Origin of the sequence: Acinetobacter sp. YH01007 (assembly GCF_013420425.1) — a bacterium.
Taxonomy (GTDB): domain Bacteria; phylum Pseudomonadota; class Gammaproteobacteria; order Pseudomonadales; family Moraxellaceae; genus Acinetobacter; species Acinetobacter towneri.
In genome coordinates this window covers 53,748-70,193 of sequence record NZ_VOYC01000019.1, presented here as the reverse complement: position 1 = coordinate 70,193, position 16,446 = coordinate 53,748, and the positions used below count along the sequence as shown (strand labels likewise).

The window sequence follows — 16,446 nt, the reverse complement described above, 5'->3', positions numbered from 1 at the left end:
CCTTTTATGCTTGATTGGCTAAAATCGCCTGTTTCATCAATTCTAAGTCAAACTCTTTGGTGATGATGGCTTGACCCAATTGCTTCATGAGCACCAAACGTAATTGACCATTCAGCACTTTTTTATCGTGTGCCATATAAGCCAAAAACTGATCCAGTGGAATTTGCGGACATACTATCGGTAAATTGGCGCGAGAAATGATATTTTTTGTACGCTCTACATCTTCGGCAGAAATCCAGCCCATACGCTGTGATAAATCGGCTGCCATTACCATCCCTGTCGCAACAGCTTCACCGTGTAACCATTCACCATAACCCAAATAAGATTCAATTGCGTGCCCAAAAGTATGCCCAAGATTCAATAAAGCGCGTTCACCTTGCTCTTTTTCATCATTGGCAACAATACGCGCTTTATGTGCACATGAACGATATACCGCTTCTGCCAGTACAGCAGGATCACGCGCCACTAATGCTTCCATGTGCGTTTCAAGCCATTCTAGAAACTCGACATCACCCAAAAGCGCATATTTAATGACTTCGGCTAGGCCTGCAGACAACTCACGCTCAGGTAAAGTATTCAGTTGCGACATATCGGCCAGCACCACTTGGGGCTGCTGAAATGCACCAATCATGTTTTTACCCAGTGGATGATTAATCCCTGTTTTGCCACCGACACTGGAATCAACTTGTGACAGTAAAGTAGTTGGTACTTGAACGAAGTACACCCCACGCTGAAAGCTTGCCGAAGCAAAACCTGCCATATCTCCAATCACGCCACCGCCCAAAGCCAGCACCGTACAATCACGGTTAAAACCAGCTTCCAGCAAGGCATCAAAAATAAGGGTGAGATGCTGAATATCTTTGTATTTTTCTCCATCAGGCAAAATACAGGTTGCCACTTTCTTGCCCAGTGCTTCAACAGCCGTCACATAATGACTTAAATACAAAGGTGCAACCGTGGTATTGGTCACAATCATGACTTGCTGACCTTTAATATAAGGTGCAAGTAATTCTTGGGGCTGAAGATCACTGCCAATAAAAATTGGGTAACGGCGATCGCCAAGTTCAACGTGTAAAGTCTGCATGAAAAAGTCGCTTTCTACCTAAGATATTTGCTATGAAACAATCGTATTTAAGATTTTTTGCGCCAAATCACGCGCAGCACCCTGATTAGTTTCGATAATATAATGTGCCACCTCACGATACAACGGATCACGCACTGCAAGCAAATCACGTAATCTTTGTTCGGGGTTTTCGACTTGAAGTAAAGGACGGTTTTTATCGCGATAGGTTCGCTGAAGTTGAATTTCGACAGGGGTATATAGATAAACAACAATACCACGTTGTTTTAAGAAGTCTCGATTCGGGGCTTGAGTCACCGCACCACCACCTGTAGCAAGTACAAGTTTATGCCGTGTGGTTAACTCATCAATGACCGCTGTTTCACGACTACGAAACCCTTGTTCGCCTTCTTTTTCAAAGATCCAAGGAATCGTAGCGCCAGTTTTGCGTTCAATTTCATGATCACTGTCTAGAAATTCACGCCCTAACAATTCCGCCAAATGGCGTCCTACAGTGGTCTTGCCTGCCCCCATCGGCCCTACCAAATAGATATTTGGTAGGGTGTCAAACTCTTTGCTTAGCAAGGAGTCACCTATAAATTTTGTTTAAATTGAAAATATATTAATGATTTCTTGAAACACTGTCATTAACAATTCGTGGTGTAACAAAAATCAGCAACTCACGTTTGTTGTCCGACTTGATATCTTTACGGAATAAACGTCCGATATAAGGAATATCGCCCAAGAATGGAACCTTGGTTTGTGCATTGGCAGTTTGTTGCTCAAAAATCCCCCCCAAGACCACAGTTTCACCATTATCTACCAAGACATTAGTGTTCACGAAGTTTTTATTAATCGCAATATTACCATCTGGAGTAACTTGACCAGGTGAATCACTATTTACATCCAAATTCATCTGAACTCTACCATCAGGAGTAATACTCGGGGTTACTTCTAAGCTCAATAATGCATCTTTAAATTCAGTCGTTGCCTGACCATTATCACCAGTCGATCGATATGGAATTTGTTGCCCTGATGCAACTTTAGCCTTTTGTTTATCTGCAGTCAGAACTTTTGGTGTTGAAATCACTTCACCATAGCCATCTGCTTGCAGAGCAGACAATTCCAAATCTAGCATAAAGTCAGACAAACTAATCAAACCAAATGCAATACGACTCGCACCTTCAGCAGTTACACCTAAATCGACATTCAAGTTTTGTGGACGCTCAATTTCATACTTCCAAGTTCCTACACCTGCTTCTTGCTTATATTCTGGTGTACGCAAATCCCAAAGAGTTGTATCACTTCCACCCACCAACAAGTGATTATTATTGGTAATCCCTTGTGACAAGATGCCCCACTTCACCCCCATTTCCTTGGTGAAATCTGTGGTTGCACGAACAATGCGCGCTTCAATCATCACTTGCTTCACAGACACATCCAGCAAATCAATCATTTGACGAATCTGATCAATTTTTGCTGAAGTATCGTTAATGATTAAGGTATTGGTCCGTGGGTCTACCGATACTGTTCCTCTTGGGCTAAGCAAACTACCAACACTATCACCAAGCGGATCTACTGTATTATTTGCATTATTGTTACTATTAGATGTATTACTACTATTTTTCGAGTTACGCCCTTCAGTAATCAACTTTTCAATATCTGCCGCTTTGGCATAGTTCAATTGAATATATTCAGTTTGTAGTGGCGCCAGTTTGACACTTTGTGCAATCGCTTTGGCTTCTTCTTCTTCGGCTTTAATCAATTCAGAAACAGGCGCAATCCAGATCACGTTGCCATTACGACGCTTATCTAAGTTTTTGGTTTTCAGGATAATGTCTAACGCCTGATCCCAAGGTACATCTTTTAAGCGTAAGGTAATGTTGCCTTGCACGGTGTCTGCTGCCACCATGTTAATGCCTGTAAAATCAGCCAATAACTGCAATACACGACGCACTTCGATGTCTTGGAAATCTAGTGAAATCTTTTTGCCTGTATAGCTTTGCGCTGCACGCGGTTTAAACGGGTTTTTATCGACAGGGCGTTTTAAGCTGATGGTTAGCTTGTCTTCTGCCTGATATGCCATATATTCATAGCTGCCCGCAGCCTGAATGGTAATCACGCCATTGCTGCCATCATTATGTGCATCAATGGTCGACACAGGTGTTGCAAAATCATTTACATTTAAACGGCGTGCCAAATGTGTTGGTACTTTATTGCCTAAAGTACGCACCACAATTTTGCTGCCTTGCTGCTGCACATCTACAGGCGTATTGCTACCGAGTAGATCAATCACCACCTGACCTTCGCCTTCACCGCCACGCTGGAAACCAATATTGGATACGCCTTGTGCGCTACGTTGAGCAGTCACGGCAGCCATAGGCGTTGCCGTAGTTGAGTTAATTTTTAAAATAAAGGTGTTGCCTTCAACACGCGTGGTAAATGCACCCGCATCGGCCAAGTTCACAGTTAAACGTGAACGCTGTGCATCTGAGCTTACCTCTACAGAGCTGGCTTCTTTGGTCGCGACTGCAACGCTGTTTTGCTTCAGCGTTTGTTGCGCTTTGTCAAAATCTAAAATCAGGCGGGAAGGTTGTTCCAGCTGATATGCAGCAGGTTGAGGTGGCAAACCATTAAACATGACACGAATTTCGGTGCCCTGTCCCGGAATTTGCATGGGTACGATGTTGGTAATGCTGACTTGGGCATTGGCAACTTGCATCACTGCCATTGCGACTGCGCCTATTGAAAACTGACGGAACAAATTGTTCATTGTATTACCATCCCCAAAAATAAAATCTTTCACACTGTTATTCATTTTTATTCCTTTAATTTATGGCGCAGGCCCAATTAAAACTAAACTTCTTGGACGTTCTACATAACCTTCACGACCATCTGGAATAATTTCGATTAAATCAATTTGTGTAGGTGTAATATTCACCACACGACCATGATTTACCCCCATATAGCTACCACGCTGGATACGCTCAATTTCACCATCAGGTGTTTGAATCAATGCCAAAATTTGACCATTTTGACGCATACTGCCTTTCATGGTCAGTGACTCAAGTGCGTAATTTTCCAGTGGTTGTAGCTGGCGAGCAAGGTTCGGATAAACGCGCTTCCCTGCCATAATTTTAAGCTCTGCCGCCAATGAACTTGGCATAAATGGGCTTTTGAGCTGGTGTGCTGCATAGTTAAAGGTTGGTGCAGGCTCAAACACAGGTGCAGGTTCAATGGGTAGTGGTGGCTGATTACGAATTTCAGCCATTTGTGCATTTACCGCATCAATACGCGAATCACAACCAACCATTAATACAGTTGCCAACAGGGCTAACGAAAGCTTTTCAATTTTCATTTTTTACCCCTTTTCGCAGTATTATTTACTCTTTTATTACTCTTCTCGCTATTCGCAGCAGTATCGGTTGCACCGCTTTCCATTGTAGTTTGCGCATCTGCACTGCCCACATAACGATAAGTTTTTGCTTGTGCTTTATAGGTCACTTGCGGAATATCGGTTTTCTTGTCTTTATTTTCAGTCGCCACAATTTCAAAGTCGTGCATGGTCACAATACGTGGCAATGCTGCTGTACCGCTTACGAATGAACCAAAGGCATGATAATCGCCTGTCGCTTCAATCGAAATTGGCTGCTCAATAAAGAACTCTTGTTTAATTTCATTCTCTAAGCGAATGTTTTTAAACTTCAAGCCTGAATTAACACCTGTTACGTTGATGTCTTCAACTAAGCCTGGAATTTCAGTTTCTTTCGGCAATTGCTCAAGCTGCTGGTTAAAGTTAGCTTCCATTTCTTGTAATTGCGCTTGATATTGTTGCAAATTACGCAATTTAGAATCTTTTTCACGGAACTCGTTTAATAAATTCTGTTCTTGTGCATGCGCTGCAGCAATGGCATCTAACTTCGGCTTAATTACGACAAAATAGCCTAGTGCCGCAATTAAGAAAATAATGAAAATCCAGCAGGTAATTTTGACCGAAAGTGGCCAACCACCATAGTTATTTGGATCAAGGGTATTAAACTGCTGAAAAAACTTTTCAACTGTCATTTTCTTTTTCGGAGCAACAGCAGCATCCTGATTTACTTCATCAAATTCATCGAGACTCATTGTGCTGCCCCCGCTGCTGATGTTGAATTAGATTCTGTTGGTGTTACTGGAATTGCAATTTCTTCTAAATCTGAAGTTACTACAAAAGTACCGTAACTTTCCTCTACACGAGGAACCACAGAGCTTGGTGCTTTATCTTTATTTTCTTCTTTGGCTAAGAATGAATTCATAAATGCATTGCGATACCACGGCGATGCTTCCAAATTACGCAAGAATTCAGCCACAGTATTTGGACTTTCAGCCTTGCCTTCAAAAGTGAATTTATTGCCTGTACGGCTCACTTTGGTTAAGTACATATTGCTTGGTGTCACACGCACCAATTCATCCACCAAACGCACGGCAATTGGACGCTGACTTTGTAAGCCCTGAATAAGCTTCATGCGCTCAACAATAGCATTACGCTGTTCTTGCAAGCCTTCTAAAGATTTTAATTGTACATCTAGGTTTTGGTTGGTACTGATCACCAATTGATTGGCTTGTTCTTGATCTTGTAACTTCGCGTTGTAGAAGAACCACGCCAAAGCCACCAATAACACCCCAACAGCAGCCGCTGCAATACAAAATACAATAAATTCTTTTTTACGTTTTTCTCTTAGCTCATCGCGCCAAGGGAGTAAGTTAATCTTTGCCATTAATCAAAACTCCTCATTGCTAAACCACATGCCACCATCAATGACGGCGCATCACTTTCAATTCTTTTAATGTCGATTTGTGGAGAGAAGCCCATTTGTAAGAATGGATTGGCAATGGTCACACGGTAGCCCAGTTTTTGCTGCAACAACTTCGCAAGACCTGGAATATTGGCATTCCCCCCTGCCAATAAAATGTGATCAATTTCGTTAAATTGTGAAGATGAGAAAAAGAACTGCAATGAACGTGCCGCTTGTTGCACCACCGCTTCTAAGAACGGTTCGAGCACCTCTACATCGTAGTCATCTGGCAAAGTACGGCTTTTTTTCGCACGCCCTGCTTCTTCATACGACAAACCATAACGGTTTTGAATTTCTTGTGTCAGCTGCTTACCGCCAAAGGTTTGCTCGCGGGTATAAATAATTTTGTTATTTTGCAGTACCGACAAGGTGGTCATGGTATGACCAATATCCAAAATACCAATGGTGTTCACACCCATTGGCAGGGTATCGGAGAACACTTTAAAGGCATTTTCGATGGCAAAACTTTCGACATCGGCAATTTTGGCTGTCAAGCCGCCCAACTCCAATGCTTCTACTCGTGCTTCTACGTTTTCTAAACGTGTTGCAACCAGTAACACATTGACTCGGTTTGGATTGGCTAAACGGTCTGGTTGGACTTCAAAGTCTAGGCTGACTTCATCTAATGGGAATGGAATATATTGCTCGGCGTCCATACGAATTTGAACTTCACGCTCATCGCTAGTCATATCTGCATCCATTTCAATGATTTTGGTAATCACCATTGAGGTTGGAATTGCTAATGCTGCAGATGTAGATTGCGTGTTTGCTAAGTTCAATGCACGTTCAAGCGCATCCCCGACTGCTTCTGGATTGAGAATGTTTTTTTCAACCACACTGCCTTCTGGAAGTGGGACCAGCGCATAGCTCTCGACCCAGTATCTACCATTCTTAACAGAGAGTTCTAATAACTTAACAGAAGTAGAACTAATATCTACACCTATTAACCCCTTACTTGGCTTACGATATAACCTACGCACAATAGTACCATTCCTATTATTTTTTTATCCCCAAAAAAATTTAACCTACTAATCCGCGCTGGTCTATAATTTTTTACGGATACAATAATTCATCTAACAATCCGTAAATCTACTCGCTATACTGACCAGCAATTAGTTTGCTATTAGCGCTTATTAAAACGCACTTGTTATGAAAAAGCTATCTTGTTCGGGTCGTGTTCATCCATTTTTTTTGATCATAATTATAATTTTGGTCGCAATACCGATGGGTTTCTATGGCATGTATCTCTATATTGCCCCATCTTTGCCAGAAATGACCACCTTAAAAAAAGCGCCATTATTAAAACCATTGCAGGTTTATAGTGCCGATAATGAGCTAATTGCCGAGTATGGCGGCAAGCTTTCTGTGCCTGTCGATTATGAACATATTCCTGAAAAATTCATTTTTGCATTCTTAGCTGCAGAAGATTCTGCCTTTTTTGAACACAGTGGGATTAGCTTCAAAGGCTTAGGGCGCGCGTTGAGCGAGGCGGTAACAGGCTCCAATGTGCAAACTGGTGGCTCAACCATTACCATGCAAGTAGCAAAAAACTATTATCTCAGTCCTGAACGTACCTTAAAGCGTAAACTCACCGAAATCTTTTTAGCACGTAAAATTGAACAGAACCTAAGCAAAGAAGAAATTTTGACTTTATACGTCAATAAAATCTTTTTGGGTAAAAATGCCTATGGCATCGCGGCAGCTGCCAAAATTTATTACAACAAAAGCCTAGAAGAACTGTCGATTGCACAAATGGCGATGATTGCAGGCCTACCTAAAGCACCTTCGCGCTACAATCCTGTGGTGAATCCTGAACGTGCTTTGGAGCGTCGCAACTGGATTTTGGGACGTATGCTGCAACTGGGCTATATCAATCAAAATGAATATCAAAAAGCCATTGCTGAACCCATTAATTTAGATATGCCAGACCGCAGCATCAGCAATAAACATCCGTATATTGGGGAAATGGTACGTGCTGAACTGGTCAGTAAATTTGGCGAACAAGCTGTTGATTCAGGCTATAAAGTTTATACGACGGTAGACAGCAAACGTCAGATGTATGCAGAACAGGCGGTTCAAGAAGGCTTAGAAGCCTATGACCGTCGCCACGGTTGGCGTGGCGCAGAGGCACACGACAAACCGCTGAACGAGTTTCGTGCTTATGCCAACACCTACCCTGCGCAAGTCAGCAAAGTGCTGAATAATTCTTTTGAAGCGTTAATGCAAGATGGCACAACGGTTACTGTACCGTGGTCAGGTATGTCTTGGGCACGCCCCTATCGCAATGCCAACAGTGTAGGCAATGCGCCAAGTCGCGCGGCACAGATTGTAAAAGTTAAAGATATTGTCCGTTTACGTCCAAATGAAAATAAAACTGCTTGGTCATTGGTACAAGTACCAAAAGTGCAAGGTCAATTGGTCGCAATTAACCCAAATAATGGCGCCATTGAAGCGTTGGTCGGTGGATATAATTTCTATCAATCTAAGTTCAACCGTACTTTACAAGGTTGGCGTCAACCGGGTTCCACCATCAAACCTTTTGTGTATGCTCTGGCTTTAGAGCGTGGTATGACGCCACACACCATGGTCAATGACAGTCCAATCACCATTGGCAAATGGTCACCACGTAACTCCGATGGTCGTCATCTAGGCATGATTCCGTTACGTCGTGCTCTCTATTTATCTCGTAACACGGTTTCGGTACGCTTATTACAAGAAGTCGGTATTGAGCGTACCCGCCAACTATTCATGGATTTTGGTTTGCAGGAAGATCAGATTCCGCGTAACTACACCATTGCATTGGGTACACCACAAGTTTTGCCTATTCAAATGGCAACGGGCTATGCCACTTTTGCCAACGGGGGTTACCGTATCCAACCGCACTTCATTAACCGTATTGAAGATGCTTATGGCAAGGTGATTTATCAAGCTAATCCTGAATATGCGTGTATTGCTTGTATTAACGCCAAAGAACAAACACTTGAAAGTGCCGAAGCCACTACGCCAGATGATGAAGTGATTGAAGTGACCAATAAAAAACTGGCACAGGCCGAACAAGATCCAAAATTATTGGCAGAGCGTAGTCAGTACAAACAGGCACAACGTATTTTAAAATCTAGCTCGGCGTATGATATGTCCAATATTTTACGTGACGTGATTCAACATGGTACTGGACGTGCTGCGCTTAGAATTGGTCGTGGCGATATTGGCGGTAAAACAGGAACCACCAACGATGCCAAAGATGCTTGGTTTGCAGGTTTCAACGGTAAACTGGTGACCGTAGCTTGGGTCGGCTTTGACCAACCGACCACTTTAGGACGTCGTGAATATGGTGGTGTGGCAGCGCTGCCAATTTGGACAGACTTTATGGGCAATGCACTCAAAGGTACACCTGAAGCTTGGGTCAGTTTGGACAGCAAAGCCAAAGCACCACAGCGTGAGCTCAATCAAATGAGTGCAGAACAACAGCAAGACTATCGTGCTTCACCGCCATTGGCGCGACCTCTGTATCGACCTGCACCTGCAGCACCAGTACGCGCGCCTGAGCGTGATTTTGACGACTTACCAGGCGAGGAAGTGTTAATTCCTGACAATGCTGCACCGCCTGCCATGCAAGCGCCAAGCAACAACCCTGCTAAACCCAATGCAGCCAAACCTGCTCCCGATGCATTAGAAAACTTAATTGATGAAGTCTTATAACCGCAGATAAGCAGTCAGAAAAAAGCCCTCATTTACAAAAATGAGGGATTTTTTTTTGGGCATTCAGTTTTTGCAAAAGTATGAATTTTACAGAAGCACTCAAACTTATTTTTTCTGAAACAGATAAATTTGGTGCTGTGCTGTCACATCAAATTGAGTTTGTTGTTCTAAAACCTGACGACGCTCTGCTTTGGCTTTATAAGCATAAGGTGTCATGGCAATTAAATGATTTAAATCGCTTTGATTGAGCTGCAACGGCGTTTCCACCACGCTAGCATCGACTAAATCAAAGGCATCTTGTAATTGAGCGATAAATTTTTCAGGTTCATGCGGCTTCACTTCTTCAAACAAAGCTTGACGCATCGCCAATAAATGCTCAGGCGCAGGCGTCACCACCAACAAATAACCTTGTGGTTTTAAAACCCGTAAAATTTCCTGTTGCGGAATTGGGCTAAACAGGCTGGTACATAAATCAATACAATGTTCCAACACAGGCAAAGTTGCTCCTGTCCCCACTACCCAAGTCACTGCGGGATTCAGTTTTGCCGCCACTTGTACGGCATTCTTGGCAATATCCACCCCGACACACTGCAACACTTCGCCTTGCATGGCAGCAGTGTAATAACCTTCACCACAGCCAATATCCAACAAATTTTCGATGCGTAAGGTACGAATTTTTTGCACCACTGCCTGTTGCAAGGGCGCATAATGCCCTGCACTTAAAAATGCGCGACGTGCCTGCACCGAAGCAGCTGTATCCCCCGGATTTTTACTGTGCTTATGCTGCACCACATGCAAATTGACGTAGCCTTGTTTCGCAACATCATAGCTGTGATTGTTGGCACAACGCCACGTTCGATCATGCAGTTGCAATACCTGACGACACACAGGACACATCAGCAAATTCATCATTTTCTCCAGAGTAAACCACATAAAAAAGTCGGCGAGTGCCGACTTTTAAAATTTTCGGTTGGATAGGCTTAACGTAATTTTAAAGTCATTAAACCTAAAACCACCAGCATAATTGTGATAATCCAGAAGCGAATCACCACTTGAGTTTCACGCCAGCCTTTCTTTTCATAGTGGTGATGCAACGGCGCCATTAAGAATACCCGTTTATTGCGCATACGTAGTGAACCAATTTGCAGGAATACCGAAATCGCTTCAACTACAAACACCCCACCCATAATCGCAAACACGATTTCCTGACGTACCATGACGGCAATCGTACCCAACATTGCCCCTAAAGACAGTGCACCGACATCGCCCATAAAGACTTGTGCTGGATGCGCGTTATACCACAGGAAGGCCAAGCCTGCTCCAATCATCGCGGCACAAATCACCACCAACTCAGACGCATATTTCACATAAGGGATATGCAGATAATCGGCAAAACGAACATCCCCCGCCAAGTAGGCAAATACGCCCAAACCTGCTGCAACTAATACGATTGGCATAATTGCCAAGCCATCTAAACCATCAGTCAGGTTCACCGCATTTGAGGCACCGTTAATTACCAAATAGGTAAAGATAATGAAGCCAATACCGAGTGGAATCAAAGACAATGGAATGCTGAAATCTTTAAAGAATGGAATCAACACATCCAACATATCTGCGGTTTGTGCAGGATTTGGCTGTTGTGTTGCAATCACATACAACGCAATACCTGCACCTAATGAGGCCACCGAAGTCCAGAAGAATTTTTTACGCGCAGGCAAACCCGCATTGTCTTTGTAGCGAATTTTAATCCAGTCATCTGCCCAGCCTACAACGCCAAAAATGACCATGACCGCCAGTACAATCCAGACATAAGGGTTAGATAAATCTGCCCATAATAGGGTCGAAATACCAATGGAAAGCAGGATTAATACCCCGCCCATAGTTGGCGTACCCATTTTTTTGGCATGCCCTTCAGGTGCATAAGAGCTGACTGCCTGACCGTATTTTAATGCTTGCAGTTTACGAATCATCACAGGGCCTAGCACCAAACCGATGCCAAGCGCAGTCAATACACTCAGTAATGAACGTAATGTTAAATAACGAACCACCTGAAACGAGCTGTTATAGCCCGCCAGCTGCTCAAATAACCATAACAGCATTTAAATTTTCTCCATCAATGCAGCCATCAACGTTTCCATATGGGTATAACGAGAACCTTTAAATAGGAAACTCATGGACTGAGGTTGATGTGTTTTTACCAGATCAATTAAAAACGGCAAGGCTTGTTCTTGAGTGACAAAAGCCTGTAATTTTTTTCCATATTGGGTACTGCGCGCACCTTCTTGGGTCGCAGGTGCAAATTCACCGACTGCCACCACAAAGTTGATGCCACGAATAGACACCAAATCACGCCCCAACATATAGTGCTGTTGTGCTGCGCTATTGCCCAGCTCACCAATATCACCGATTACCATAACCCGCACACCTGTTTGCTGTGCAAGGACTTCGCCTGCAGCACGCATAGAGGTTGGATTGGCATTATAGGTGTCATCAATGAATAAATGCGTGCCTTGCTGAATAAAGTTCAAACGACCTTTTGCCCCTTGTGCCTGTTCCAAGCCTGCGACAATATCATCTAAACTCACACCAATTGCCAGCGCAAAAGCGGCAGCAGCCGTGGCATTTTGTACATTGTGTTCACCTGCAAATGGCAAGTGAATTTGACGCACCCCTTGCGTGGTATTTAAACAAAAACTTGCCGATTGTGGTTGCAACTGAATGTCTGTCGCAAACACATCACCGCCTTCGCCAAAACTTAAACGCTGTTCCGACTGAACCGCTTGCTGAATCTGTTCAGCAAAATCATCGGCAGCAGGGACAATCGCTGTGCCTTGTGGGGCAATGTGTGCATAAATTTCAGACTTGGCCCGACAAATACCATCACGCCCACCAAACTCACCTAAATGCGCAGTACCAATATTGATAATGCCTGCCACCTGCGGCTGCACCAAGTTTGAGGTGTAATCGATTTCACCTTGATGACTGGCACCCAATTCCATCACTGCATATTGATGGCTAGCATTCAACTCCAATAACATCATCGGCACACCCAAGTCATTATTCAGGTTGCCACGGGTAATTAAAGTCGGTGCCAAACGTGACAAAATACTACCGAGCATTTCTTTGGTGGTGGTTTTACCACTACTGCCTGTTAACGCAATCACTTTTAATTGTGGATGTTGCTGTCGACGAAATGCGCCCAAGTGTCCTAAGGCTAAACGGGTATCAGGCACGACCAATTGGCAAATATCTGCGTCTACAGGCTGGCTGACAATTGCCATAGAACAGCCCTGAGTCGCCACTTGTGCGACAAAGTCATGCGCATCAAAACGCTCACCTTTTAAAGCCAAAAAGGCATCGCCTGCTTCGGCATGGCGTGAATCGGTCAAAATACGTTTAATGTCGCCTTGCGGTGCTTGCCCATTGAACCAATAACCCTGTGTTGCCTGTTTGAGTTGTTCGGCAGTCCAAGGTTCTAAAATTGCGGTACTGGTGGTGGAAGTGTGCATACAAATTCCTTATTGGGCAGGATAAGCAGAAGGTGAACAATGTTGTGCATCAATCGCAGATTGCACTTCAACCACATCATCAAACCAGTGTCTTACCCCATCTATTTCTTGATAATTTTCATGACCTTTGCCTGCAATCAAGACAATATCGCCTGACTGTGCATGTTTGACTGCATATTTAATCGCTTCACGACGATCATGAATTTCATGGCTCTGCGCTACCGACAAATCGACACCTGCCTGCATATCGGCAAAAATTTGTAAAGGATCTTCCGTACGCGGGTTATCAGAAGTCAAAAGCACAACATTGGCATAGTCCAATGCCGCTTGGGTCATCAGTGGGCGTTTACCACGATCCCGATCTCCACCGCAGCCAAACACCGCCCAAAGCTGTGCACTGACATGGCGTTTTAAGGTTTGCAACACTTGAATTAGGGCATCTGGCGTGTGGGCATAATCCACCACAAATAAACGCTCTGCATCACGCAACACTTGCATACGCCCTGGTGCGCCTTTGAGTTGTGCAGTCGTGTATATTAAGTCCTGCAATGCAAAACCTGCTTGCTCTGCTGCGATTAAACTCGCGACCAAGTTTTCAACATTAAAATGTCCGAGCAACGGACTTTGCACCATATATTCTGCCGTAGCAGTTTGTAGATGGAAACGTACACCATTCAGACTGTATTCAATCTGCTGTACTTGATAGTCTGCCGCTTGCTGCGTGGAATAAGTCAAAATTTTCGGTTGCGCAGGGTTCTGTTGCGCCGCTTGCAACATGATCCCAGCATATTCATCATCTAAATTGACAATTGCAACTTTTAAACTGGCAAACTGAAACAGCATGGCTTTGGCTGCAGCATATGCCTCTAAAGTACCGTGATAATCCAAATGGTCACGACTCAGGTTGCTATATACCGCAATTTCAATATCGCAGCCATTTAAGCGCCCTTGCTCCAAGCCATGTGAACTGGCTTCAATTGCGGCAAATTTTGCCCCTTGTTGTGCATAGCTGTATAAAGCATTTTGCAGTTGCAAGGCATCTAAAGTGGTATGTGTTGAAGCTTCCAAATTGGGCAAAATTCCGTTGCCTGTGGTGCCCATGACTGCACAGCGTTGAGCTTGCAACATCAACAATTCAGCAATTAAGCGGGAAATGGTGGTTTTACCATTGGTACCCGTGACTGCAAGCATACGCGCTAAAGGTACAGGCTGTCGTGCTTGTAAATATTGTTTTTGCCACTGTCCCATGCGCTGACGCACATCTGGCACCACCAAATTATTGGCAACTGCCAGTTCAGTTTCCGAAATCACCGCCAAAGCACCTTGATCTAAAGCTGCTTGTGCAAATTGTGCGGTTTTTTCAGGCTGCGACAAACTGGTCAGGGCAATAAAAATTTGCCCTGCTGTCACATGGCGGCTGTCAAGTTGAAAGCCCTGAAAGTCTTGTATCATCCAATCTGCAACGCGGGAACTGCGATAAATATTTTGAAAGCTGATAGACATGCGTCACCTGTTATTGGATGTTGGGAGTTTCTAAAGGTTTATCTAAAGGTACGTTCATTAAACGTAAAGATTCTTGCATCACACGAGCAAATACAGGCGCTGCCACCAAACCACCATAATACTGTCCTGTTGGATTTTCCACCACGATAACCATGGCTAAACGCGGATCACTGACTGGCGCAACCCCAGCAAACAAGGCACGATATTCAGTCTGTGAATAGCCTTTGCGGTCTGCACGAAGTTTATGCGCTGTTCCCGTTTTACCTGCAACCCGATAGCCTGGAATATTGGCTTGACGTGCCGTACCACCAGGTAACGTTACGGCTTCCATCATCAGTAGAACTTGATCGGCAATTTTAGCATCAACAATTTGTTCGCCTTTAGGCTGTTCTTCTAATTTGTATAAACTCAGCGGCATTTTTACGCCTTTATTGGCAAGCATGGCATAGGCATCTGCCAATTGCAGCACAGTGGCGTTCAAACCATAACCATAAGACATGGTCGCCACTTCCGACACATTCCACTTGCTTGGCGGCAAAATTAAACCTGCACTTTCACCCGGAAATTTCACTGCAGAACGCGCACCAAACCCTAAACGCTTATAAAAAGTCGGTAAGGTTGCATACGGTAAAGATAAAGCAATTTTCGCCACACCCACGTTTGACGATTTTTGGATAATTCCCGCCAAAGTCAGTGAGCCATAATTGTGGGTATCACGAATGGTGTGATTACCCACCCGCATTGAACCACCACTTAAATTGACCACGGTATTCGGTGAATATTTGCCACTTTCCAGTGCCATTGCCACCGTCATAGGCTTCATGGTCGAACCCGGTTCAAAAGAATCCACCGCACCACGGTTACGCATGGCATCTTTATTGGACAAACTTTTTTTGTCATTCGGGTTATACGACGGCCAACTGGTCATCGCCAAAATTTCACCCGTTTTCACATCTACCGCAATTGCTGTGGCTGAACGGGCATTATTTGCCACCCCTGCTGCAGTCAATTCACGATACATAATGTATTGCAAACGTGAGTCGATACTCAGGGTAATATTTTCGCCCGGTTCAACCTCTCTCACCACTTCTGGGTCTTTGACACGGTTACCCTTTTTATCGCGCACGATTTGCTGTTCGCCATCCACGCCTGCCAAGCGGGTATTTAGCTGCATTTCCAAGCCTTCAATGCCTGTGCCTTCACTATTGGTCAAACCAATAATTTGTGCATTCGGCTGTGGCTGCGGGTAATAACGCTTATAGTTTTTCTCGGTATATACCCCTTGGAAATTACGTTTTAGAATCAGCTCTGCCTGTTGCGGCGGCACTTCTTTTTGTAAAACCAAATAACGTGAACGCGGACGCTCGTTCATTTTATTTTTCAGTTCTTGGCGATCCATCCCAACTGCATCGGCAAGTTCATCTAAATTCAAGTTTTTATCTGGCAATTGACGCTGCAATTTACGACTGGTCGGATTTTTTTCCAGCTCTGCGGTAATTTCATCAAACAGCTTTTTATTGTCAAAATAATCACGTGGATCAATCACCACTTTCATAATTGGGGTACTAATTGCCAAAGGCACGCCATTGCGATCATAAATCACCCCACGCATGGCTTTTAGTTTTTCAGTTCTTAAAATATTGGCATTGGCTTTGTTTTGTAAAAAATCATGGTTGATAATTTGCACATAGAATGCCCGTCCCACCAGTGCCACGAACACCAGCAGTACCACAGCCCACATTAAGTAAAAACGCCACATTTCTACATGAATGGCATTTTTTCCAGTTACCGATTGCTGTTTCTTTCGGGTTTGCTTTTTACGCGTATCGACCATGTGCAA

Annotated in this window: 13 protein-coding genes; 1 reads left to right on the top strand and 12 read right to left on the bottom strand. The window is 43.9% G+C overall.

The genetic code is table 11. From position 1 onward, the window contains the following. Window positions 1-4 precede the first annotated feature (4 nt). The 7 genes from aroB to FTT74_RS10940 are packed head-to-tail and all read right to left on the bottom strand — an operon-like array spanning window position 5 to window position 6,875. Window positions 5-1,084: a 3-dehydroquinate synthase gene (gene aroB, locus FTT74_RS10970; RefSeq protein WP_178868293.1), complete on the bottom strand. Its 1,080-nt coding sequence runs from the start codon at window positions 1,082-1,084 to the stop codon at window positions 5-7. 30 nt (window positions 1,085-1,114) lie between these two features. Continuing rightward, window positions 1,115-1,645 (bottom strand): shikimate kinase AroK, encoded by a 531-nt coding sequence (gene aroK / locus FTT74_RS10965; protein WP_104852648.1) that lies wholly within the window; start codon window positions 1,643-1,645, stop codon window positions 1,115-1,117. A 37-nt stretch (window positions 1,646-1,682) separates the two neighbouring features. Continuing rightward, on the bottom strand, window positions 1,683-3,833 hold the full coding sequence (locus FTT74_RS10960; protein ID WP_171501118.1) for a type IV pilus secretin PilQ: 2,151 nt from the start codon (window positions 3,831-3,833) through the stop codon (window positions 1,683-1,685). A 60-nt stretch (window positions 3,834-3,893) separates the two neighbouring features. Next, window positions 3,894-4,418 carry a pilus assembly protein PilP gene (locus FTT74_RS10955; RefSeq protein ID WP_104852650.1) on the bottom strand — a complete coding sequence of 175 codons (525 nt, stop codon included), beginning with the start codon at window positions 4,416-4,418 and terminating at the stop codon, window positions 3,894-3,896. Then, entirely contained in the window at window positions 4,415-5,185 is a 771-nt protein-coding gene (locus FTT74_RS10950; protein WP_154320248.1) for a type 4a pilus biogenesis protein PilO, read from the bottom strand. Before FTT74_RS10950 ends, FTT74_RS10955 begins: the two co-directional genes overlap by 4 nt. Continuing rightward, window positions 5,182-5,817, bottom strand: coding sequence for a PilN domain-containing protein (locus FTT74_RS10945; RefSeq protein WP_004974461.1), 636 nt, complete (start codon window positions 5,815-5,817; stop codon window positions 5,182-5,184). The genes FTT74_RS10950 and FTT74_RS10945 overlap by 4 nt, the downstream gene beginning before the upstream one ends. Beyond that, the gene (locus FTT74_RS10940) at window positions 5,817-6,875 is read right to left on the bottom strand and encodes a pilus assembly protein PilM (RefSeq protein WP_004974460.1); all 1,059 of its coding nucleotides are present in this window, start codon (window positions 6,873-6,875) and stop codon (window positions 5,817-5,819) included. Before FTT74_RS10940 ends, FTT74_RS10945 begins: the two co-directional genes overlap by 1 nt. 169 nt (window positions 6,876-7,044) lie before the next feature. On the opposite strand from FTT74_RS10940, the gene ponA reads away from it, so the two are divergent. Further along, entirely contained in the window at window positions 7,045-9,594 is a 2,550-nt protein-coding gene (gene ponA, locus FTT74_RS10935; RefSeq protein WP_179989027.1) for a penicillin-binding protein PBP1a, read from the top strand. 105 nt (window positions 9,595-9,699) lie between these two features. Here ponA and FTT74_RS10930 read toward each other — a convergent pair whose 3' ends face one another. From FTT74_RS10930 to ftsI, 5 genes are all read right to left on the bottom strand, one after another. Next, complete coding sequence (locus tag FTT74_RS10930; RefSeq protein ID WP_179989026.1) at window positions 9,700-10,503, bottom strand: putative RNA methyltransferase; 804 nt, start codon at window positions 10,501-10,503, stop codon at window positions 9,700-9,702. Window positions 10,504-10,574: 71 nt separating this feature from the next. After that, window positions 10,575-11,693: a phospho-N-acetylmuramoyl-pentapeptide-transferase gene (gene mraY / locus FTT74_RS10925; RefSeq protein WP_179989025.1), complete on the bottom strand. Its 1,119-nt coding sequence runs from the start codon at window positions 11,691-11,693 to the stop codon at window positions 10,575-10,577. Next, complete coding sequence (murF, locus tag FTT74_RS10920) at window positions 11,694-13,103, bottom strand: UDP-N-acetylmuramoyl-tripeptide--D-alanyl-D-alanine ligase (RefSeq protein WP_179989024.1); 1,410 nt, start codon at window positions 13,101-13,103, stop codon at window positions 11,694-11,696. Between the two features lie 9 nt (window positions 13,104-13,112). After that, window positions 13,113-14,606: a UDP-N-acetylmuramoyl-L-alanyl-D-glutamate--2,6-diaminopimelate ligase gene (locus tag FTT74_RS10915; protein WP_179989023.1), complete on the bottom strand. Its 1,494-nt coding sequence runs from the start codon at window positions 14,604-14,606 to the stop codon at window positions 13,113-13,115. A gap of 10 nt (window positions 14,607-14,616) precedes the next feature. Beyond that, window positions 14,617-16,440, bottom strand: coding sequence for a penicillin-binding protein PBP3 (gene ftsI / locus FTT74_RS10910; RefSeq protein ID WP_179989022.1), 1,824 nt, complete (start codon window positions 16,438-16,440; stop codon window positions 14,617-14,619). Window positions 16,441-16,446: the final 6 nt, after the last annotated feature.

Bases quoted from the DNA above. Each gene is read 5' to 3' on its own strand.
- ftsI (WP_179989022.1), bottom strand. From the start codon at position 16,440: ATGGTCGATACGCGTAAAAAGCAAACCCGAAAGAAACAGCAATCGGTA.
- FTT74_RS10960 (WP_171501118.1), bottom strand. From the start codon at position 3,833: ATGAACAATTTGTTCCGTCAGTTTTCAATAGGCGCAGTCGCAATGGCA.
- murF (WP_179989024.1), bottom strand. From the start codon at position 13,103: ATGCACACTTCCACCACCAGTACCGCAATTTTAGAACCTTGGACTGCC.
- FTT74_RS10955 (WP_104852650.1), bottom strand. From the start codon at position 4,418: ATGAAAATTGAAAAGCTTTCGTTAGCCCTGTTGGCAACTGTATTAATG.
- FTT74_RS10950 (WP_154320248.1), bottom strand. From the start codon at position 5,185: ATGAGTCTCGATGAATTTGATGAAGTAAATCAGGATGCTGCTGTTGCT.
- FTT74_RS10930 (WP_179989026.1), bottom strand. From the start codon at position 10,503: ATGAATTTGCTGATGTGTCCTGTGTGTCGTCAGGTATTGCAACTGCAT.
- FTT74_RS10915 (WP_179989023.1), bottom strand. From the start codon at position 14,606: ATGTCTATCAGCTTTCAAAATATTTATCGCAGTTCCCGCGTTGCAGAT.
- aroB (WP_178868293.1), bottom strand. From the start codon at position 1,084: ATGCAGACTTTACACGTTGAACTTGGCGATCGCCGTTACCCAATTTTT.
- ponA (WP_179989027.1), top strand. From the start codon at position 7,045: ATGAAAAAGCTATCTTGTTCGGGTCGTGTTCATCCATTTTTTTTGATC.
- FTT74_RS10945 (WP_004974461.1), bottom strand. From the start codon at position 5,817: ATGGCAAAGATTAACTTACTCCCTTGGCGCGATGAGCTAAGAGAAAAA.
- mraY (WP_179989025.1), bottom strand. From the start codon at position 11,693: ATGCTGTTATGGTTATTTGAGCAGCTGGCGGGCTATAACAGCTCGTTT.